The organism is Nocardia iowensis (assembly GCF_019222765.1).
Taxonomy (GTDB): Bacteria; Actinomycetota; Actinomycetes; order Mycobacteriales; family Mycobacteriaceae; genus Nocardia; species Nocardia iowensis.
The window spans coordinates 5,296,182-5,314,843 of record NZ_CP078145.1 but is presented as its reverse complement, the minus strand read 5'-3'; the positions used below and the strand labels follow the sequence as shown (position 1 = coordinate 5,314,843).

Sequence of the window (18,662 nt, the reverse complement as noted above, 5' to 3'; positions counted from 1 at the left end):
GGGTGCTGAGCTCAGAGTGACACAAGGCTGTTCAGTTCGTCGGCGTATAGGAGAGCGGGGTCGAACTCCATTCCGGTGAAGTGGCCGGCGAGTTCGAGGGACAGCACGCCGTGGGTTCGGGTCCAGAACGACAGGGCGCGGTGCACGGTGGTGGTAGGTACGGAATTGTCCGGGGCCCAATGGCGATGGTGTTCGAGGTTGGCGTCGAACGGTGTCGCCTTCTCGTCGACGGGCTGCGCGACGAATGCCTCGATCAACACCGCCATGATCTCCTGGGTGATCGCGACGGTGTCGTCGGGGGCGTGATAGCCGGGGATCGGTGTGCCGTAGATGAGAAAGTATCGCTGGGGGTTGGCCAGCGCCCATTCCCGTGCGGCGTAGGCGAGTCCGGTCACGTCGGCGCCGGAGTCGCGGGCCGCGCGGAGGATGTCGGCCAGGCTCCGATAGGAATCGCGAATGAGCGCGGTGATCAACTCGTCGCGGCTGGCGTAGTACCGGTACAGGGCGGGGCCGCTGAGGCCCATGTTCTTGGCGATCGCATTGAGCGACAGTGCGGACGGACCGTCGGTAGCCATCTGTTCCCAGGCGCACTGCTTGATCTCGGCCTGCATCTGCACGCGATAGCGCTCGCGTGGACTCTTCACCGGTGTGTCCGTCATGACTGCCCCCTTGACTCGCTGTCCACTACCAAGGTTAGAGGCTATCACTTCGGTTATTGCTTCCAAACGGTGATTGTTATATGTTGTAACTTAAGTAAGTAGCGATAACCGTAGCCTGGTTGGCTCAGTGGTAAGGGATGCACAACCGTGACCGACAATCACCCTTCCGGCACTCCGGACGCACAGTCCACCTCCACATCCGACACCGCCGGCCGCGGCACACGGACAACCCTGCTCGGAATCATCCTGACCGCCGCGATGAGCGGTACGCCACCGTCCCGTATGCCCTCCACGGTGGCTCATCGGCGCGCGTCCTGATCCGCCGTCGCCGAGCCGGACGGCCACGGTCAGCGGCCCCCGTTCGCCACGATCGGCACGTGCTTGCTGTCGACCGCCGCCGCGTAAGCCGGGCCCAGTGCCTCATAGCCGGGGTTTTGCCATGTGAACGGCACCGCTGATGTGGTTGGGCGGGAGGGGATCCGGTGTGGGGAGGAGTCGGTAGCCCGCGTTCTGGTACATGCGGATGTTGCGTTCGCTGCGGGCACCGGTGAACAGGATGAATTGTTCGATGTGTGGGGGAGCGAGGGTTTCGATCAGGCGCAGCAGTTGGGAACCCGCTCCGCGGCCGGTCAGGTCGGGGGCGACCATGAGTCGGCCGACGTGCCAGTCGCTGCCTTCGACCTGGCCGCGTACGGCGGCCACCAGACGTCCGCGTTGCCGCACGACCAGCGTCATCGATGTAGTCGCCCACGCCAGTACCTCGTCATGAGTTTCGCGCAGTGGGGGAAGGTCGAGCATGTCGTTGAGTATTGCCTCCGGAACCCAGCAGCATCGTTGCAAGACAACGAGTTCGGCGAGATCGTCTGCGGTGAAGGTGGACAGTGCGGAGTCAGGGAGCACGTTCGACAGGGCGTCGCGGGGTAGATCTATCTGGTACGGCGATTGTGCGGCCATGAGCGGTTCCTAAATTGTGGTGCGGCGGGACAGCGCGGCGGGGGTGTCGACTCTGAGCGGTCGTCCGCTGGGTGATGCCTGGAGTTTCTCGACGCGGGACAGCTTACGAAAGTTCGGCGCGCCTGCTGGCCGGGCGGTGGAGGCGTGCATCGCCGCCGATTCCGGCCGTGTCGGTCATGCACAGCATCGCGGGAAACCTTTCGTACTCGGCCAGGAAAACGGTGACGGCACCTGCGCGCGCCGGACACTCGACAAGTCCAGACCGTGCCGCCACGGCACGGTCAAGTAGCAACAAGACCACTGCCTCGCGAAGAGGCTGGCAAAGCTGCCGAGTCCTCCAACCGTGTGAAGTAGAGGTCACGCTCCGTGCCATCGAATGCACAATGTCGGACGGGGTCTCGGTCGACCGGACCAGGCCGATCCCTTCCCCGACGATGAAGTCACCTGTTCACCTCTCGCCGTCGATGATCGCCCGCAATCGATCGTTTTCCTGCTCGAGATCGAGATTGTGGTTACGCAACCGCTCGATCTCGCCCGCGAAGTCGGCACGAGCCAAGCGCAGTGACTCCTGCAGGCGTTCGGTGCCGTACTTGGGTGGAATGTTCTTGGTGCAATTCCGGTCGAATGCTTCGACACGAACGACGATTGCACGGTCGCAGCGGGCGCGGATCGCCCCGCCGGGGGTGGTCAGCAGCTGATCGAGAAGCTGTGGATCATCGGCGCGTTCGATGATGTCGGCGCGGCCGAAGACCTTGACCCGGCTGCGAGTGGGATAGTCGACGAAGAAGAGCGCGATCCGGTTGTCGGTATCGAGGTTGCCCACGGTGACGAACTGTTGATTACCGACGTAGTCGGCCAGCGCGATCGTCGAGGTATTCAAAACATGCACGAAACCCGGTGGGCCGCCACGATGTTGAATGTAGGGCCACCCCGAGGGGGTGACAGTGGCGAGGAAACAGGAATCGGTTTCACGGATCAGCAGGGAAGTCGGACCGTCGAGCTCTTGCGGAACGCCCACGAAATCGCCATCGGCCATTTGCGGGCCGTAGACGTTGATACCGCCGTTCACCCGCTGCCGAGCAGCGCTGGCCGAGGAGAAAGCGATCGCCCCGTAGCGGGTGGTGCTATGCATGATCGGCCGCCGGACGCAGTTCACCGGTTACGTAGTGGGCGGCCCCGAAGCCGAACGACCAGTCCTGCGTGCCGTTTGCGGAGCGAGTTCGAATTGTCGTCACCTTCACCCCATCGACGCTACGAGTGGGTAGGCGGTCCGTAAAATGCCTGTTTTGCATGTTGTATAGCCTGAACGTATAGATTGTAGGTTCGTCGAGTCGCGGCGTTCACCACCCTGCCCGATGAAAGAACGTTCACTCGCGCCTGTATGCGGAATCCGTTGTGGCTGAAAGTGATTGTGCCTGGCCGCTGGCACAGCTCTAGCGATTGCGGGCGTGGCGGAAGGCGTTCCTGAGCTCATCGACCAGCACGCCGGGTTGTTCCCAGCCCGGATAGTGCCCGCCGTGCTCCATCTCGTTCCAGCTGGTGAGATTGCGATAGCGGCGTTCGGCCCAGCGCCGAGCGACGGGAAACGGTTCGGCCGGAAACACTGTGCAGGCAGTAGGCACCGTCACCGTCTGCGCGTTCTGTGCCTCCGCGCTGCGCGGCGTCCACCGTACCGCCTCCCAGTACCAGCGAGCGGTAGAGGCGCCTGTGCCGGTGAACCAATACAGGGCGATGTCGTCCACCTGCTGTGCCATGGTGACGCCACCACCTGCCTCGGGGCGCGTGTCCGAAAAGGCGACCAGCGCCTCGCTGAGCCACGCGGCGAGCCCGGCCGGAGAGTCGAGCAGGGAGTAGCCGAAGGTCTGCGGCAGCATGGCTTGGACAATCACATGGGTGGGGCCGGTCCGCATGAATCTGTCCCGTTTGGCGATCATGGCTTGTTCCGCGTCGTCGGCTGTCACCATGTCCTCGGGTAGGGGCGAGGCGAGCGGCATGGTCAGATGCAGGGCGGCAACTCGCTCGGGTGCCAGGCGCGCCAGCTCGGTGCTTACGTACGCGCCCCAGTCACCGCCGTGCGCCCCGAAGCGTTCGTACCCGAGCCTGGTCATGAGATCTGCCCAGGCCCGTGCGGTACGGCCAGGGTTCCAGCCGATTTCCTGGGGCCGCTCGCTGAACCCGAAACCGGGCAGGGCGGGTATGACCACGTCGAAAGCGTCCTCGGCGGAACCGCCGTGTGCGACAGGGTCGGTCAGCGGTCCGATGACACTCTCGAACTCCAGCACCGAGCCTGGCCAGCCGTGGGTCAGCAGCAGAGGAAAGGCGTCGGGCTCGCGCGAGCGCACATGCCAGAACGCGATGTTCAGGCCATCCAGACGAGTGCGGTAGTGCGGCAACGCATTCCATCGCTTCTCCAGCGCTCGCCACTCGTGCTGCCGCCAGGCGGCCAGCAGGCTCTGCAGACGTTGCAAGCCGATGCCCTGTGTACCGTCTCGAACCGTCTCCGCTTCGGGAAGCCGAACGCGGTCGAGACGCTCCCGCAGGTCCTCCAGGTCTCGTTCGGGAATGCTTACCGGAAAAGGTTCGATCTCGACGTTCATAGCGGCCTTTCCAATGTGTTTGCGGCCGGAACGATTCCGGCGGCGGGAAGGGTTCAACGAGATCAGTTCGGAAGGGTGGTGCCGTTCTCGGCGTAGATCTCGGCGAGTGGCACGAGACAGTCGATGGTTTCCAGGTCTTCGCACTCCTTCCGAACCGCGGTGGATCTGGTCCGCAGCGCACGGTCGTGCAATGCCCGCGTCGCGGTGGCGGCGATCGTGGCGGCGTCGATCTCGTCCAGGCTCAGTGGGAGCGCCAGTCCGGCCTCCGCGGCGCTGGCCGCGTTGATGGAATGTTCGGCGCCGAGAACGAGCGACACCATCGGCACGCCGTGATAGATCGCGCCGAGCATGGTGCCCAGCCCCGCGTGGCTGACCGCCAGAAACGCCTTGGAAAGGGCATAGCCCTGGGGCACAAAGCGTTCGACGCGCATTCGCGGCGGAATCGAACCGATCGTATCCGGGTCGACAGTGCGCCCGACCGTCAGCAGGACATCCGCGTCGAGTTCGGCCAGGCCATCGATCACGGCTCGGCGTGGCTTACGCATCCGATTGAAAACCGTGCCCAGGGTCGCGTAAACGAGCGGACGTTCGCGGCCGAGCGTGTCCAGCCAATCCGGGCCGGGCGCGTCCGGCCCGTCGGCCAGTGGCAGGCGCAGATGCCGCACCGTCGGGCCCGTGTTGCCCCCGCTGAACCACGACGGAGGCAGGCCGGTGAGCGTCAGCTGTCGGTTCCATACCGCCTCGGCGTCGTCGTGTTCGATCCCGAAGGTCCTCGCGGTACTGGCGTAATGGTCGAGCACTCGCGGCCAGTTGATCACCGACCCCCAGCGTCGTGCATCGGTCGGCAGGGCCGACCACGAGGCGCAGATCACGGGAATGTCGGCCACTTGCCCGGCGAGCGTGGCGCCGTTCTCGGCGAACTCGCGGATCATGACGTCCGGCCGCCAACTGTCGAACGAGGCGAGCAGGTCACGAGCCGCCGCCGGATTCCATGTGGTCCAGCTGAATTCGCTGGAATACTCCAGTCCCTGACCCCGGCGCGCGTAATCGACGAACTCGGGGAACGTCGTCTCGACATCGTCCCATCGGAAATGCGTTCCGATAGCGGTGAAATCGAAGCCGGCCGCCTCGACGACCCGGGCGAACGGCGCGCTGCTCGCGACCCGTACCTCATGACCGGCGGCCCGGAATGCGTTGGCGTAGGGAATCATCGGATCGAAATGTCCGTGGCCGGGCTGGGTGGTCAGAAGAACACGCATGGAGCTTCCTTCTCACCGTTGACGAACTTCTCGCCGTTCTGTCGTCGCCTCACGGTTCTCCTTTGCTCTCACGGTCATCGATACTTTTGTGCGTTGGAAACTATGGACGGCTAACCAACGGGGGCGAGCAGCTGGTATCGCTCCCGTTGGTTAGCCTGAAGTGTTCGCGGGCTACTGGAATGGGCAGCCCGGATTCGGGACGTCCTGGGACGGCGGGGCGCCGACCGGCAACATGTACAGGACGTCGAGTACGACGGGATGGCTGCCTTGATTCCTGCCGATGTGGACGTACCCCGGTCCGCTGGGCTCGACGATCGTGTGGCCCGGTCCGTGGGATCCGTCGACGGCGCAGCTCGAATCATAATGGCTCAGTACGCCGTTGCGCACGACCGCGTACAGCGGGCCGTCGTGATAGTGCCATCCGGTGGTCGCGCCGGGCTGCAGCGTCAGCTCGCGCAGGACGTAATGCGTACCGGCGACCGTGGTCTCGGCCAGCGTCGTCACTTCGACCCCGGCGGTCGGGGTGGCGCCTGCGACCGGCGCCGCGAGCAGGCATCCGGCGATCGCGGAGACGCTGATGACGAACTTTCGTGCAATGGACATCATGAATCTCTTTCTCGATGATCGGAATCGCGCTCGCGTGCTTGTCCGGTCCGGTGCGGCCGCACGCAGTGCTATGCAAGCCACTGCACATGCGGGCACTGGGTAGTCCAGTCCATGCCGCTGCGGCATGGTCAAGTTGGACGATGCGCCACATGGCTGTCGGGTCCTGCCCAGGTCATTCATTGGCTGGGCTTCTCCGGTAACGCGTGACACCTGAATTTGCGACCTCACCTGTCACGACAGGCACTCGAGTCTTCCTTGTCGAAAGCTGAAGGACGAGGGGGCCCCTCCATTCGCAGTATCGACGGTGTAGGTCGAGGTGCTCGGCGTTATTTCGAGCTTGGGGTCTGCCCGTCACCCATGTCATACCAGGGGTTTGACGCAACGCTTCGGAACGAGATGTCGGGTGGGCTGCGGAGTAGTGTGATGACCTGGATCGATTGTGCGCCAACGATTCTGGCAGCCACCGTTCATTCGGCGGCAGGCAGGACCGAGTTGCCTCCGGATCCCACTCGGCATAATTCGAACATGAATCCCGACTATTGCATCGACATCCCGCCCGGCTTCGACGATTCCGACGAAGACTCCCAGGTCCACCCCATAGCCTGCCGGCAGTTCTCTGCTGGCACCGCCGCAGAGGTGTTCGGGAAGGCGCAGCAGTGGATCAGCCAGCACAATGTCTTCCTGATAGACGTCTCGTGGACCTGGGCGTACGGCGAGCTGGAGCCGTTCCTGCTGGCCGTCTACTTCAACTTCGAGGACACCGAGGAGCCCGCCAGGGCCTGATCCCGCGATCGAATTCAGCGTTCCGCGTTCGCCATCGGCGCCCCAACAGCCCCACTACTCAGGCCGGTTCGCTCCAGCTTGGTTTCGGCCTCGTTGATTCCGCGGTGCAGGATTTGATGGCGAATGGCGTTGTCGTCGTTGGCATGTGCGGCAACCAGGGCCTTGACGGTTCGCCTTCGGTTTGTCGCGCTCGGCACGGGGTGTCACCCGACGGTACGAACAACCCGTCGCCGCGGAAATACGTCCCGAGCACCAATTCATGTGCCACGGGTATACATGGATGTGATCATGGGCGCGGAAGCGGACGCGAGGAACGTCACGATGCGAGAAGGAGTACCGATGGTGTTCATCGAGATGGTGCCGACGGAGGCGGCGGGCGATACCGCGCTGGTCGCGGAGGTTACCGATCTGGTGAATCGGGTGTACGAGGTGGCCGAAGAGGGCCTGTGGCGCGACGGCGCCAGCCGCACAACGACATCCGAGCTGGCGGGGTTGATCACCGCCGGACAGGTCGCCGTGGCGCGCGATGAGGATGGCCGGGTCGTTGGTGCCGTCTGCATTCAGCAATTGGCCGACGGCATCGGCGAATTCGGCATGCTGGTGTGTGCGCCCGAGCAGCGCGGCACCGGAATCGGCCGGGCCCTGGTCGATTTCGCCGAGCGCCACTGTGTCGATCGGGGAGCGCGGACGGTGCAGCTGGAGCTACTGGTGCCCCGCAGCTGGGCGCATCCGGTGAAGGAGTTTTTGCGCGGTTGGTATCTGCGGCTCGGGTACGTCCTCGAGCGTAAAGGTGAGCTGGAGGAGAGCTACCCGCACCTGGTGCCGCTGCTCGCCACCCCGTGCGACTTCCTCATCTTCCACAAGCTGATGCGCTGACTCTCGATGTCTCACGCGGTGCAGTTGCCACGGCCCGCACATTCTGGCGCCACCGCGCGGTCCTGGCCGCCAGCCATGTCCCGGCGTCACCGGCTGAGCGGCCTTCGGACGGCATGCCCCAGCAGGCGCTGAATCCCGGCGAGGTCAAGCCGCGAGGCCGTGGTCGGCGTCCTCGCTGGGACTTGCTCGAAAGGACAGTAGCCACGCTCTGTCACGAGTTTCCTCGGCGTCGATGATTGAGCCCGAACGGCACCGTGGACTGTCGCGTTTATCGAAACGCGCATGCCGCAATGGCCGAATCTGCAATCTCCGCAGGAGAACTGGCGCATGGTGGGAAACAGATCGGCTCGCCGAACTCGTTGCTGGCTGCGGCGCGGCCGATGTGTTTTACCAAGTGGCGGTTTGGGTTTCGGCGTGCGTGGAGGTCAATCGGTAGGTGTCCGCAACGCGAATCACGCGGCCTGCGGTGGGTGGCGGGAAGTGGCTGCCGAGCAGCAGGGTGTCGGTGTCGGCAAGGGAGGCGAGCAATGTGCGTCGGGTCGCCGCCGCCTGGGTCGGGTCGATGTCGACGCAGCTGACGATGTCGGGGTGGGCGAGCTGGATGGGGTGGTGGATGCAGTCGCCGGTGATCAGCGCCGCCGCTTCGCCGTCGTCGAGTCGCACCGCGACCTGGCCTGGAGTGTGTCCTGGGGTGGGGATCAGTTGTAGGCCCGGGATGATGTCGGTGCCGGCGTCCGGAACATCGATCAGGTCGAGCAATCCCGCGTCCTCGATCGGGTCGATCGAGTCCCGGAACATCTGCCTGCGTGGCGCGTCCATGTCGTAGCCGGCCCAGAACTCCCACTCGGTGCGCGAGGCGAGGTAGCGGGCGTTGGGAAAGGTGGGCATCCAGGTGCCGTCGACCGCGTACGTGTTCCATCCGACGTGGTCGGTGTGCAGGTGGGTCATGATCACCAGGTCGACGGCGTCGGGGGCGAAGCCGACCGCGGATAGGCGTCTGAGGTAGTCGCTGCGCAGGTTGTGCCATGCGGGATTCGCCCGGGTCTTGCCGTTGCCGATGCCGGTATCGACCAGGATTCGCAGCCCGGATGCCTTGACAGCGAAGGTGTGGCTCGAAAGCCGCAGCGCCCCTTCCTCATCGGCGAAATCCGGATGGAGCCAGCGCTGTTCGGCGATGAGAGCTGTTGTCGCAGTAGGAAATAACCAGGAACCGGTGGGCGGAGGTAGTGGAACCTCGTCCACGCGATGGACGACCAGGCTGCCTACGTGCCACGAAGTCGGTGTGTTGGGCATGGCACTCTCCGTTCGTAAAAGCTTACCGTTTGCGTTAGTGGACATTAGGCCCTAGGGTCACTTAATGCAAACGATTAGCTTTTGAGAGGAATGTGGATGTCTACCGAACTCACCGCGGACGAGGTCGGCCGATGGGCGGGCCGCCATGGCCTCTCGTTGGCCGCCGACCGGTCCGCAGTTGTCGCGGCCACCGCCGACCATGTGCATGACGTCGTATCCGTGCTGCGCGAGCTGGATTTCGGCGAGACACCACCGCTGGCGGCGTCGGACCGGCGGACGGAGGCGACCGATGCGACCGTATGAGCTGTCGCTGGTCGACGCGGCCGAGGCATTGCGAGCGCGACGCCTGTCCCCGGTCGAGCTGGTCGACTCAGTGTTGGACCGGATCGAACACACCGAGCCGCGACTGGGGGCCTACGTCACGGTCACGGCCGAACGGGCACGCCGAGCTGCGCGAAATCTCGAACGCGCAGCCACCGCGGTCGACGCGGTTGATCCATTGCGCGGAATCCCGATGGCGCTGAAGGATCTGATCGACGTCGGCGGCGTGCCGACTACCGCCAGTTCGAGGGTGCGTGCGCGACATCGAGCCACCGCGGACAGCGCGGTCGCCGCGCGGTTGACCGCGGCTGGCGCGGTGTTGGTCGGCAAGACGCACACCCACGAATTCGCCTACGGCCTGACCACTCCGCAGACCAAGAACGCATGGGATTCCAGACGGGTCGCCGGTGGCTCCAGTGGCGGGTCGGCCGTGGCGGTCGCGGTGGGCGCGGCGACGTTCGCGCTGGGTACCGACACGGGCGGGTCGATTCGAGTGCCTGCCGCGTTGAACGGGGTTGTCGGACTCAAACCGACCTACGGCCTGATACCGCAGGACGGCGTGATCGCACTGTCGTGGTCGCTGGACCACATCGGTCCGATTACCCGCACGGTCTCCGACGCCGCTGTGGTGCTTGGCGCGCTGGCTGGATACGGCCCACGCGGCTCGGTCGGCCAGTCGCGTGCATCGATCGAGCACGGGCTCGATGCCGACCTGCGGGGGGTTCGGGTCGGTGTACCGCGCAACTACTATTTCGACCGGGTCGATCCTGAGGTCGAGGGCGCGGTCCGTGCCGCCATCGCGCAATTGCGCTCGCTTGGTGCGGAATTGGTCGAAATCGAAATTCCGATGACGCGGTATATCCAGGCGACTCACTGGGGGTTGATGGTGCCGGAAGCGAGTGCCTACCACGAAAGGAGTTTGCGCTCGGTTCCCGACCGCTACACGGACGAGGTCCGGGTGCTGCTGGAGGCGGGTGCGCTCGTGTCCGCCGGGGACTACCTGCGCGCCCAGCGTGCTCGCGTCCTGATGCGGGAGGCATGGGTCCGCATGCTGGCTGAGGTCGATGTGATTGCGGCGCCGACCGTTCCGGTGACCGCTGTCGAATCCGGCCAGGAGCTTGTCGGCTGGCCGGACGGCACGGTGGAAACTGTCGCGGATTGCTATGTCCGATTGTCGTCGCCCGCGAATATCACCGGGGTGCCCGCCCTGACGCTTCCGGTCGGCCACGACGGCTCAGGTCTGCCGGTCGGCATGCAGCTGCTCGGCCGACCACATGGTGAGGCGGAGCTGTTGCGGGTGGGGCACGCCTATGAACAGGCCAACCCCGCTCGCAAACTCGCGATGCCCGCCTGACTTGCGTCAGAGCCGATCAATGACGTTGGCCAACTCCCGGGCGCAACCATCCAGCAGCGCAAGACCTTTCGCGGCGGTCGCCGCCCGGGCGTTACCGGCTACTCCTGATTCGCTCACGGACTCGAACGGCACCGGGACATGGACTGGATCGACATCGTCGAACAGGAGGCCGATCGTGGGCCCGTCCGTCATTGCTTCGAGATGCACCAGGTGCGGATGCAGGGCCATGACCATCGAGGTTTCACCCTCGCACGCGTGCATCAACGCGTCCTGGGTGTCCAGGATGTCGCGCACCACCGCGCGTCCGACGGTGAAATAGCTGGTGACGGCGATCGATGTACCAAGTTCCGCGGACAGTTCGCCGACGAGTGCGTGCAGGGCGGTCACGTTCCCGCCGTGGCCGTTGACGATCAGGATCCGGTCGAATCCGGCCCGCAGGATCGATCGGCAGATATCGCGCAGCAGCGCATGCAACGTGGACAGCGTGAGGGTCATCGTGCCGCCGAACCCCATGTGGTATTCGGCGAGACCGCACCAGATCGAGGGTGCGACGACCACCGGGCGTGCGGTGCCGACGCGGGCGGCCCGCATGCACACCTCGGTAGCCAGGAAGTCGTCTACCCCGGTGGGTAGGTGTGGACCGTGCTGTTCGGTGGATCCGATCGGCAACAGTACGACGGCATCGTGTGCCGCCAGTGCACGAAGTTCCGCGGCGGTGAGGTGGTTCCATCGGTTCTCGGTCATGTGGTTCTCCCAGCAGCTTAAAGCAATTTATTAGCGTTAGCGAGCTTAAGGGGTCGCTCGGTCTAGAAGCAAATACTTTGCTTTAACATGGTCGGTATGAGCCCCAAGCCCATGACCCGCCCTGGCGGCCGCAGTGCGCGAGTACAGCAGTCTGTGCACACGGCCGTCCGGGAACTGGAGTCTGAAAGTGGACGCGACACACTGACCGTGCCGCTCATCGCGGCACGGGCCGGTGTCACACCGTCGACGATCTATCGCAGGTGGGGTGATCTGCAGGAATTGCTTTCCGACGTCGCGGTCGAACGCCTGCGCCCCGAATCGGCGCCGGCCGACCATGGCAGCCTGGCCGCCGATTTGACCGCGTGGGCAGAGCAATTCTTGGAGGAGATGTCCGCGGACCCGGGGCGGGCCTACATCCGCGATGCCCTGCTCGGCGACCCCGACAGTGGCAATGCTGGAGCCTGCTCGGACTATGCGGTCGAGCAGATCGAACTGATCCTTTCCCGCGCGGTGGGTCGCGGCGAATTGGCCCCCGACGTCGAAACCCTGATCGATCATGTTGTCGCACCGATGATGTATCGCATCCAATTCCGGCCGCATCCAATGCCGCAGGACTACGCACGCCTTCTCGTCGAGAACGCCTTGAAAGGGCTCGGTCCTCGCCGGACCTGATCTCGGGCATGTGCACCGCGCTCGGCGGAGGTGTGAGTCGTGGTGAATCGCTTGGGCTGCAAGGTAATTCAACGGCACGCTAAAGCGCCCTCGACAAACCCTAGGCGTCAAGACACCATCAAAGCACTCAACGAAGTGTTGCGATGATCGCCTGAACCCGCACTCCTTCAGCCATTCCCGCCACGGTGACGGTGAGAGGCAAGCCTTGTTGGGTAACACCAATGACGCAGGTGGGCAGCCGATTTGGGAGCTCCTCACCGGGCACCTGGACCCGATCCTGGCCGGGATCAGGCCCTAGCGCCAGTCTTAAGTAGCCGAATTGCGTGCGAATGCGCCACGCCGGGCAGGGCGCCAACAGTCCGACAAGTGACGCCAGGCCCGAACATGCCCAGCAAGCCGAACTATCGAACATATGTTCTATATTGCGGTAGGCTGGTTCGGGTGAACATACATTCGACCGCGCTGGCGCCGGATGCTCCAGCGCCGGGATGGCCGGAACTGGCCGATGTCGACTTGCTGCGCACCCTCGTCGAAACCGAACGCCGCCGGAGGCGACTGGACGCTGCCATGCGCGCGGCCGTCGCCGAAGCCGAGCGTCGCGGCCTCGCCGCAGACACCGGCTATCGGGATACCGTGGAGCTATTGACTGATCTGCTGCGAATCAGTGCCTACGAAGCGCGTCGGCGAATCGAATACGCGGCTCCGCAGGCCCGCTCGCGTTCCAGGAAGAAGTGGAGGGTGCTGGCGGCAGCAAGTTGATGCCGAGCCCTGGTGCTCGACCTCTGTTCGGAGGGCCGACCGGCCGTTCGTCGTGTAAGCGCCAGCACGGGCCGCGTCCAATGCGGCTCGTTCGAAAGGTGCCGTATTGCGGGAGGGGGCGGTTCGATACGGCCACGTGGCAGGACTGAAAGATCAACGAGCCGAGCTCATCTCGACCCGCCGAACGCACTGATCTGCCGATGACAGCTCGCGGATTGGTCAGTCGTATTCGGCCCAGAACGAGGTGAGTACTCGTGCGCTGCGGACTGGGTCCTGCACCATCCAGTAGTGGCCGAGACCGTCGAGGGCGGCGACACGAGCACCCGCGCGGGCCGCGGACCGGCGACGCATCTCCTCGGAGCCGACAAACCGATCCTCGGTGCCGAGGACGGCCAGACCTGGACGTTCGGCTGCGGCGGGGAGGTTTCGGCCTAGTTCGGCCATGGTCGGCTGGGCGGCGGAGCGGTAGAAGGCGAGAATGGCCCGGCCCATCTCCGGGCCCTGGGCGGCGGCGAGCCGGGTGGCGACCGGCCTGGTGAGCCCCATCGCGACCATGCGCTCGACGCGGTCGTCTGCCGTGCCGCCCATCCAGTCCGCGATCGACTTCTCACCGACTCCGGATGTCTGCCATTGCAGGGCCTGTCCGTGCCAGACGTAATCGGGGTCGAACACGCCCAGGGAGTCGCTGGCCCAGGTTCGCAACAGGTCCGGCCGAGCCATGGCGACGCCGACGACGGTGCTGCCGCCTAGATCGTGACCGACCAGGTCGACCGGCTCACCGAGCGCCACCAACTCGGCGACCAGCCAGTCGCGGTAGCTCCCCACCGTGCAGTCGAAACCTGCCGGTATGGGCGCTCCGAACCCGGGCGGAGACAGGCGCAGCACATCGGTGCGGTCCAGTACGGCCAGCAGCGGATCCCAGATCGCTGCGCTCTCGGGATTGCCGTTCACGAATACTGCTGTCACGAGGAATCCTTACGGTAGGTCGAACATGATCACCATCAAGATGGACGCCGACCGACCGCACAGCCGACACGTCCGGAATGCCGCATACCGCGCGTGCGGGCCGAGACACGCTGCGGCTCAGCACATCCCGAAATGCCGGTGTGAGCGCGTGGCAGGCGTACTGCATACGGCCGCTACGCGGGGTACCCAGCTAGTCGATCACCACCTGGGTGTCTGCGTACTCGGTGGCCTCCCGGAGCTGCCCGTCGGAGAGGCGACAGACCCAGCAATAGGTGTTGTTGTAGGGCCGCCCCTGTTTGGTGATGGCCTGCCCGCGGAATTGGACCACAACGTAATCATCCTCGGTGATGAAACGGTTCGCGGTGAAAATCATGGGGCTGGCGAGTTGGCCGATTTTGGTGCCTTCGTCTGGGCGAGGATGGTGCGGAGCTGGGCGGTCTGTACGGCCATGGCCTGGGGACCGTCGCCGGTGAGGAGGTTTCTGTCCTCGTCGTAGATCGCCAGGGGATCGGTGGGAACGGCCGGAACATCGACCTGGTATTCCGCTTCTCGGAGCCGATCCTCGACATACTCGATCAACCGGGTGTGTTTGCCCGGGATCGCGAGATACGCGAGGTAGCCGCCTTTCGAAGCGTCGGCTGAAGACTGTTCGAGCTGCTTGGCGAGAGTCGTGACGTGCGCTCCGGCCAGAGGGCGGTCACCGCCGGTGGTGACCTTGCCGTCGTCGGTGACGCGGTATTTGGTGGAGACCAGCGCCAGCGGGCCGTGACAGATCATGGAAACAACCACGCCCTTGTCGTGCAAGGTATTGAGTAGCTCGCCGAGATACGGGTTGTCACCGAAGTCGACGACGGGGGCGTGACCGCCGGGCAGGTGGACAAAGGCGAACTCGCCCAGATCGAACGAGTCGGCCGGGTCACGGTCGCGGTCGATGAGGTCCTTGGCCGAGAGCCATTCCTGAGCGGGCAGCTTCTGGAAGGTCTCGGCGACCTCGTCGCGGATCGAGGCGACCTCTTTCTCGGTGCCGGGCAGGATTTCCGATACGGTGATCCGACCGATCAGGTCGTAGGCGGTCTGCAGTTCGCGGTCGCGGCGCGCCACCAGTTCGGGATTGTCGCGCCGCAAGGCCTCGGCGTCGAAGTCGGCTGCCGACTGAGCGGCCGCGGCCTGCGCGTCCACCTCGGCCCGCTCATCGGGCGTGGCGTAGCCGGCGAGGAACAGGCCGTTGACGTCCAACTGCGGAGGCCGACCGTCCGGGGTTGCGAAAACAAAGTCGTGGTCACGACGGAAATCCTGCAACAGGGGGCCCATCTCGCTCAGGAAGAACCCCGAGGAGAAACTCGTTCCGGCGGGTTCGGCCAATGGCACCTGCCGCGCCGAGGAGATCATGATCAGCGCCTTCGGGCGCCCGGTGGCGGTATCACTCATGGCGGAATTCCCCTTTCGGTTCGTTTTCATCGATACGCGCAGGTCCGGTTATTTCCTGGTCTCCTAACGTCCTGATAGCAAGCGAATTGTTGCTCGGCGATGTCCCGGGCGGTGGTCCTCGGAGGGTTGCTCGTCGTCGCGGACGAATCGCCACACGTGTGGGGCGCGGCGCACCAGCGCGGTCGGCGGAGTCGGCGGTTGCACCTGTGCGATATCGCCGGTCGCGATCACAACGACGCGGCCGTCGTGGCTGTGGTACACCTCGATCTGCGCGTCTGGATCGCAGTCTCGAACGCTTTGCCGCAGGTCGTGTTTGGCCCATCGACGCAACGCTTCGGCCGCGGAGTCCTCGGCCGCGGCTTCCCACATCAATGTGGGACGCGGGCCGGGATCGGGTCGCCGGCCGAGCTCACGGTTGCTGGCGGTGCGGGCGTTGGACAGTCCTTCCCAGCGTCGCCCGTAGTTCACGGTCAGCCCGAGTTGGTCCAGTACCCGGACCACGACGTGGTCGACCATGTCGTCCAGGGTGCGGGGCCGGTGGTAAAACGCCGGCATCGCCGGGCAGATCTGCACACCCATCCGTGCCAGCGCGAGCATGTTCTCCAAGTGGATCTGGTTGAGCGGGGTCTCGCGTGGAACCAGGCACAACGGCCGCCGTTCCTTGAGCACCACATCGGCGGCCCGAACGATCAGAGTGTCGGCCAGCCCGTGCCGAATCGCCGCGGTGGTCCGCATCGAACACGGCACCACCACCATCGCGTCCACCCGGAACGATCCCGACGACAACGCCGCCCCCTGATCGCCCTCCTGGTACAGGACATCGGCCAGCGCCTCCACCTCGGCCACCGAGTAGTCGGTTTCGGTGGCAATGTTCACCCGCGCCCACTTCGACATGACCAGATGGGTCTCGACGTCCTCGTCGAGTTCACGCAGTTTCTCCAACAACCGGATCCCGAAAATCACCCCGGTCGCACCCGTGATCGCCACGATCAGACGCATCGCCTCTCCTTTTTGTCGCCCGGAGTGCCCGGCAGCACTTTGGGGCGCTCACCGAGCTTCGGATTATTTGGCTTCGACGAGATTTGCTTCGACGAGATTTCCGTTGACTGCTTCCGGATACACCCTGCTGGAAGGTGGAGGGCACCGAGCGTGTCACCGCCCGGCGATCAACCCGTTTTCACTCCGGCCCCATCACGACGGCCGCAAATGCCATGGCGGCGTGGTCGACGGTGACCCCCCATACGGTCTGACAGATGCCGACCACATCGACTCGGTTTACGGTTCGCGTGCGCGCACGGAGATCACGCACATTAGGGGCGAGTAGCGTTCGTTGGCGCCATCAGCTCAGGGGGTGTGAGATGGCAACAGCTCGGACGACTCTTGGCCGGGTTCGGGCGGGATCTCGCCGTTGCCCATCATGGCGGCGGCGGGCGCGTCGAGCAGAATGATCTCGATGTCCGGCACGCCCGGGTCGATAGTCTTCCAGCCGTCGTAGATACCGGCCAGGCACCGTTGCTTGTGGGCTATGTCGCGGCCCGCTCGGATGTGCCCCTCGACGAAGACGAAATCGGCGGAGCGGCTCTCGTGGAACGAGTCGCCGGGCGCGGCTTCGTGGAACATTACGCGCACGAACGATGGTGGCGCGTTGAAGGTTTCGGCGTGGACAGTCGTGATGAGTTCGGCAATCGCCTGCTTCTGCGCAGGGTTCAGCGATCGGGCGGGAATCCGGCACGAGTAGAAAGGCATGACAGTCCTCCTGTTGCGGCTCCGGATTACTTGGCGCCGACGAGATTTGCTTCGACGAGGGTTTCGATCTTGGCCTTGACTGCTTCCGGATAGACCGCTTGGAAGGTGGAGGGCACCGAGCGTGTCGCGGCCCCAGCGATCAGCCCGTTGTGGACGACCAGCGGGCCGCGGAACGTTTCGCGTTCGTATGGGCTGAACAGGGGCGATAGGCTGGCAAGCGGTCGGTCGGTGAGGACGAGATCACTGCCAGGGCGTACCCGGGATGCCAGGGCCCACATGACATCGCGGAGGTCGGTGGGGTCGATGTCGTTCTCCACCACGAGAATCCGGGCCAGGGCCATGGTCAAGGGAACGCGTTCGATCAAGGTGTCGGTGATGCGGCGAATCAATGCCTGTGCGTCGCTGTTCCAGCTGGCCTGCCAATCCTTGGTCACGGTGACGACGGCGAACTGGTTCGCGCCTTCGGGAGGCACCCACACGTGCTCCACGGGCAGGCCGGCGTCTCGCAGGGTGCGCGTGTGTACGACGGACTGACCGATGTGGTTGATGGTGTGGTCGTCGTCGACGGGTTTGCCGGCCGGGACGGTGGCGAGGATGGGTTCGGGGACACTGGAGATCGCCGTGACATGACCCACCAGCTCGAGGTCGATCGCGTCCGGGATGAGGTAGCCGGGGTATTCCCCCATGGGGCCTTCGGGGGCGCGTTCCTCGATGTTGATGTGTCCCTCGATGACGACCTGCGCGGTCGCGGGGACATTGTGATCGACGGTGAAAGCGCGGGTGACCTCGAGGGGCTCGCCGAACCATCCCCCCAGAAATGCCGCTTCATCCACATGCTCGGGAGCCGCCCGTCCACCCGACAGGACCGTCGCGGCGGGTTCGACGCCCAGCGCCAGGGCGAACTCCATGGGCTTGCCGACCTCTTTCCACATCTCATAGATCATCCCGAAGTGCTGAAAGTCCCGGGTCCAGATGGTGAGGCGCTGCGCGTCCACGCGCATGACCCGGCACACATGCCAGTTGGTCCAAGAGCCATCCGGGGTCGTGGCGATCATCGTCCCGATCGTGTTGAGGTAGTCGCCGCCGTCGCCTTCGTGCAACATCGGGGACGGAATGTCGTACAGATCTACGGTGTCGTGCAGCTTGCGACCGCTGCGGTCGGGGACCACGACCGGCGCAATGAGATCGGTGTCGAAGTCGACCGCGAGCAGGCGATCGAGGATAGCCAAGGGATGCGTGTTCCAGGGCAATCCCAGGGCGAGCGCTACTCGTCCCCACCGATGCCGGGCATCGGAGGAGTACGGGGCCAAACCGCCGAGGAATCGGTACCCGGGAAACCCGGTGATGTTGGTGAAATACTGGGCCGGCAGATTGTTCTCGAACGCATATCGGGCGCCTGCGCCCAGTTCCAGATTCAAATCGACCGGTGCATCGACACGCGCCAGGTCGTCGTGCTCCGCCAGTGCGTCGAGGTATTCGTTGATCGATTTCAGGTGACGGCGTTCGCCGGGAGCTTCGTAACGATCGGTCATCTTTCAGCCTCCTCGAGTTCAACGAATATCGGCCGGACCGGCCTGCGTCGTGGCCGGGCATCGGAGCCCACTGCCTTTTTCGATAGCAAATGAACGTATCCGGGATCCACGCT

At 64.7% G+C, this 18,662-nt stretch carries 19 protein-coding genes and 1 pseudogene; 6 read left to right on the top strand and 14 right to left on the bottom strand.

Annotated features, from left to right (window positions below):
* Positions 1 to 11 precede the first annotated feature (11 nt).
* The 6 genes from KV110_RS24375 to KV110_RS24350 all read right to left on the bottom strand — a co-directional run bounded on the left by KV110_RS24375 (position 12) and on the right by KV110_RS24350 (position 6,072).
* A complete protein-coding gene (locus KV110_RS24375) occupies positions 12 to 659 on the bottom strand; it encodes a TetR/AcrR family transcriptional regulator (protein WP_218469605.1) in 648 nt (215 codons plus the stop codon).
* A gap of 420 nt (positions 660 to 1,079) precedes the next feature.
* Positions 1,080 to 1,613, bottom strand: coding sequence for a GNAT family N-acetyltransferase (locus KV110_RS24370; RefSeq protein ID WP_218469604.1), 534 nt, complete (start codon positions 1,611 to 1,613; stop codon positions 1,080 to 1,082).
* 448 nt (positions 1,614 to 2,061) lie between these two features.
* The gene (locus tag KV110_RS24365) at positions 2,062 to 2,745 is read right to left on the bottom strand and encodes a pyridoxamine 5'-phosphate oxidase family protein (protein ID WP_218469603.1); all 684 of its coding nucleotides are present in this window, start codon (positions 2,743 to 2,745) and stop codon (positions 2,062 to 2,064) included.
* Positions 2,746 to 3,046: 301 nt separating this feature from the next.
* Complete coding sequence (locus KV110_RS24360) at positions 3,047 to 4,210, bottom strand: epoxide hydrolase family protein (protein ID WP_218469602.1); 1,164 nt, start codon at positions 4,208 to 4,210, stop codon at positions 3,047 to 3,049.
* A 62-nt stretch (positions 4,211 to 4,272) separates the two neighbouring features.
* On the bottom strand, positions 4,273 to 5,469 hold the full coding sequence (locus KV110_RS24355) for a glycosyltransferase (RefSeq protein ID WP_218469601.1): 1,197 nt from the start codon (positions 5,467 to 5,469) through the stop codon (positions 4,273 to 4,275).
* Positions 5,470 to 5,640: 171 nt separating this feature from the next.
* Positions 5,641 to 6,072: a cupin domain-containing protein gene (locus KV110_RS24350; protein ID WP_218469600.1), complete on the bottom strand. Its 432-nt coding sequence runs from the start codon at positions 6,070 to 6,072 to the stop codon at positions 5,641 to 5,643.
* A gap of 528 nt (positions 6,073 to 6,600) precedes the next feature.
* Here KV110_RS24350 and KV110_RS24345 point away from each other — a divergent pair.
* Positions 6,601 to 6,858, top strand: coding sequence for a hypothetical protein (locus tag KV110_RS24345; RefSeq protein WP_218469599.1), 258 nt, complete (start codon positions 6,601 to 6,603; stop codon positions 6,856 to 6,858).
* 339 nt (positions 6,859 to 7,197) lie between these two features.
* Positions 7,198 to 7,734, top strand: a complete 537-nt coding sequence (locus KV110_RS24340; protein WP_246633943.1) for a GNAT family N-acetyltransferase — start codon at positions 7,198 to 7,200, stop codon at positions 7,732 to 7,734.
* A 387-nt stretch (positions 7,735 to 8,121) separates the two neighbouring features.
* Here the strand turns inward: KV110_RS24340 and KV110_RS24335 are convergent, their stop codons facing one another.
* The gene (locus KV110_RS24335) at positions 8,122 to 9,027 is read right to left on the bottom strand and encodes an MBL fold metallo-hydrolase (protein ID WP_218469598.1); all 906 of its coding nucleotides are present in this window, start codon (positions 9,025 to 9,027) and stop codon (positions 8,122 to 8,124) included.
* A 96-nt stretch (positions 9,028 to 9,123) separates the two neighbouring features.
* Here KV110_RS24335 and KV110_RS24330 point away from each other — a divergent pair, with 96 nt between their 5' ends.
* Positions 9,124 to 9,330, top strand: a complete 207-nt coding sequence (locus KV110_RS24330) for a hypothetical protein (RefSeq protein WP_218469597.1) — start codon at positions 9,124 to 9,126, stop codon at positions 9,328 to 9,330.
* Positions 9,317 to 10,702: an amidase gene (locus KV110_RS24325; RefSeq protein WP_218469596.1), complete on the top strand. Its 1,386-nt coding sequence runs from the start codon at positions 9,317 to 9,319 to the stop codon at positions 10,700 to 10,702. Before KV110_RS24330 ends, KV110_RS24325 begins: the two co-directional genes overlap by 14 nt.
* Before the next feature lie 6 nt (positions 10,703 to 10,708).
* Here the strand turns inward: KV110_RS24325 and KV110_RS24320 are convergent, their stop codons facing one another.
* Positions 10,709 to 11,446 (bottom strand): creatininase family protein, encoded by a 738-nt coding sequence (locus tag KV110_RS24320; RefSeq protein WP_218469595.1) that lies wholly within the window; start codon positions 11,444 to 11,446, stop codon positions 10,709 to 10,711.
* 96 nt (positions 11,447 to 11,542) lie between these two features.
* Here KV110_RS24320 and KV110_RS24315 point away from each other — a divergent pair, with 96 nt between their 5' ends.
* Together KV110_RS24315 and KV110_RS24310 are read left to right on the top strand one after the other, a co-directional pair.
* A complete protein-coding gene (locus tag KV110_RS24315; protein ID WP_218469594.1) occupies positions 11,543 to 12,118 on the top strand; it encodes a TetR/AcrR family transcriptional regulator in 576 nt (191 codons plus the stop codon).
* A 441-nt stretch (positions 12,119 to 12,559) separates the two neighbouring features.
* Positions 12,560 to 12,877, top strand: coding sequence for a DUF222 domain-containing protein (locus tag KV110_RS24310; RefSeq protein ID WP_246633942.1), 318 nt, complete (start codon positions 12,560 to 12,562; stop codon positions 12,875 to 12,877).
* A gap of 219 nt (positions 12,878 to 13,096) precedes the next feature.
* Here KV110_RS24310 and KV110_RS24305 read toward each other — a convergent pair whose 3' ends face one another.
* From KV110_RS24305 to KV110_RS24280, 6 genes and pseudogenes are all read right to left on the bottom strand, one after another.
* A complete protein-coding gene (locus KV110_RS24305; RefSeq protein WP_218469593.1) occupies positions 13,097 to 13,843 on the bottom strand; it encodes an alpha/beta fold hydrolase in 747 nt (248 codons plus the stop codon).
* A 190-nt stretch (positions 13,844 to 14,033) separates the two neighbouring features.
* Entirely contained in the window at positions 14,034 to 14,216 is a 183-nt protein-coding gene (locus KV110_RS24300) for a nuclear transport factor 2 family protein (protein WP_218469592.1), read from the bottom strand.
* Positions 14,213 to 15,271, bottom strand: a complete 1,059-nt coding sequence (locus KV110_RS24295; RefSeq protein ID WP_218469591.1) for a DJ-1/PfpI family protein — start codon at positions 15,269 to 15,271, stop codon at positions 14,213 to 14,215. Before KV110_RS24295 ends, KV110_RS24300 begins: the two co-directional genes overlap by 4 nt.
* 423 nt (positions 15,272 to 15,694) lie before the next feature.
* Positions 15,695 to 16,270: pseudogene (locus KV110_RS41595) on the bottom strand (UbiX family flavin prenyltransferase); the annotation flags it as partial.
* 345 nt (positions 16,271 to 16,615) lie between these two features.
* Entirely contained in the window at positions 16,616 to 17,017 is a 402-nt protein-coding gene (locus KV110_RS24285; RefSeq protein ID WP_218469589.1) for a tautomerase family protein, read from the bottom strand.
* Positions 17,018 to 17,043: 26 nt separating this feature from the next.
* The gene (locus tag KV110_RS24280; RefSeq protein WP_218469588.1) at positions 17,044 to 18,549 is read right to left on the bottom strand and encodes a UbiD family decarboxylase; all 1,506 of its coding nucleotides are present in this window, start codon (positions 18,547 to 18,549) and stop codon (positions 17,044 to 17,046) included.
* Between the last annotated feature and the right edge of the window lie 113 nt (positions 18,550 to 18,662).

Excerpts from the sequence above, each read along its gene's own strand:
- KV110_RS24375 (WP_218469605.1), bottom strand. The coding sequence starts at position 659 with ATGACGGACACACCGGTGAAGAGTCCACGCGAGCGCTATCGCGTGCAG.
- KV110_RS24370 (WP_218469604.1), bottom strand. The coding sequence starts at position 1,613 with ATGGCCGCACAATCGCCGTACCAGATAGATCTACCCCGCGACGCCCTG.
- KV110_RS24365 (WP_218469603.1), bottom strand. The coding sequence starts at position 2,745 with ATGCATAGCACCACCCGCTACGGGGCGATCGCTTTCTCCTCGGCCAGC.
- KV110_RS24360 (WP_218469602.1), bottom strand. The coding sequence starts at position 4,210 with ATGAACGTCGAGATCGAACCTTTTCCGGTAAGCATTCCCGAACGAGAC.
- KV110_RS24355 (WP_218469601.1), bottom strand. The coding sequence starts at position 5,469 with ATGCGTGTTCTTCTGACCACCCAGCCCGGCCACGGACATTTCGATCCG.
- KV110_RS24350 (WP_218469600.1), bottom strand. The coding sequence starts at position 6,072 with ATGTCCATTGCACGAAAGTTCGTCATCAGCGTCTCCGCGATCGCCGGA.
- KV110_RS24345 (WP_218469599.1), top strand. The coding sequence starts at position 6,601 with ATGAATCCCGACTATTGCATCGACATCCCGCCCGGCTTCGACGATTCC.
- KV110_RS24340 (WP_246633943.1), top strand. The coding sequence starts at position 7,198 with ATGGTGTTCATCGAGATGGTGCCGACGGAGGCGGCGGGCGATACCGCG.
- KV110_RS24335 (WP_218469598.1), bottom strand. The coding sequence starts at position 9,027 with ATGCCCAACACACCGACTTCGTGGCACGTAGGCAGCCTGGTCGTCCAT.
- KV110_RS24330 (WP_218469597.1), top strand. The coding sequence starts at position 9,124 with ATGTCTACCGAACTCACCGCGGACGAGGTCGGCCGATGGGCGGGCCGC.
- KV110_RS24325 (WP_218469596.1), top strand. The coding sequence starts at position 9,317 with ATGCGACCGTATGAGCTGTCGCTGGTCGACGCGGCCGAGGCATTGCGA.
- KV110_RS24320 (WP_218469595.1), bottom strand. The coding sequence starts at position 11,446 with ATGACCGAGAACCGATGGAACCACCTCACCGCCGCGGAACTTCGTGCA.
- KV110_RS24315 (WP_218469594.1), top strand. The coding sequence starts at position 11,543 with ATGAGCCCCAAGCCCATGACCCGCCCTGGCGGCCGCAGTGCGCGAGTA.
- KV110_RS24300 (WP_218469592.1), bottom strand. The coding sequence starts at position 14,216 with ATGATTTTCACCGCGAACCGTTTCATCACCGAGGATGATTACGTTGTG.
- KV110_RS24295 (WP_218469591.1), bottom strand. The coding sequence starts at position 15,271 with ATGAGTGATACCGCCACCGGGCGCCCGAAGGCGCTGATCATGATCTCC.
- KV110_RS24285 (WP_218469589.1), bottom strand. The coding sequence starts at position 17,017 with ATGCCTTTCTACTCGTGCCGGATTCCCGCCCGATCGCTGAACCCTGCG.
- KV110_RS24280 (WP_218469588.1), bottom strand. The coding sequence starts at position 18,549 with ATGACCGATCGTTACGAAGCTCCCGGCGAACGCCGTCACCTGAAATCG.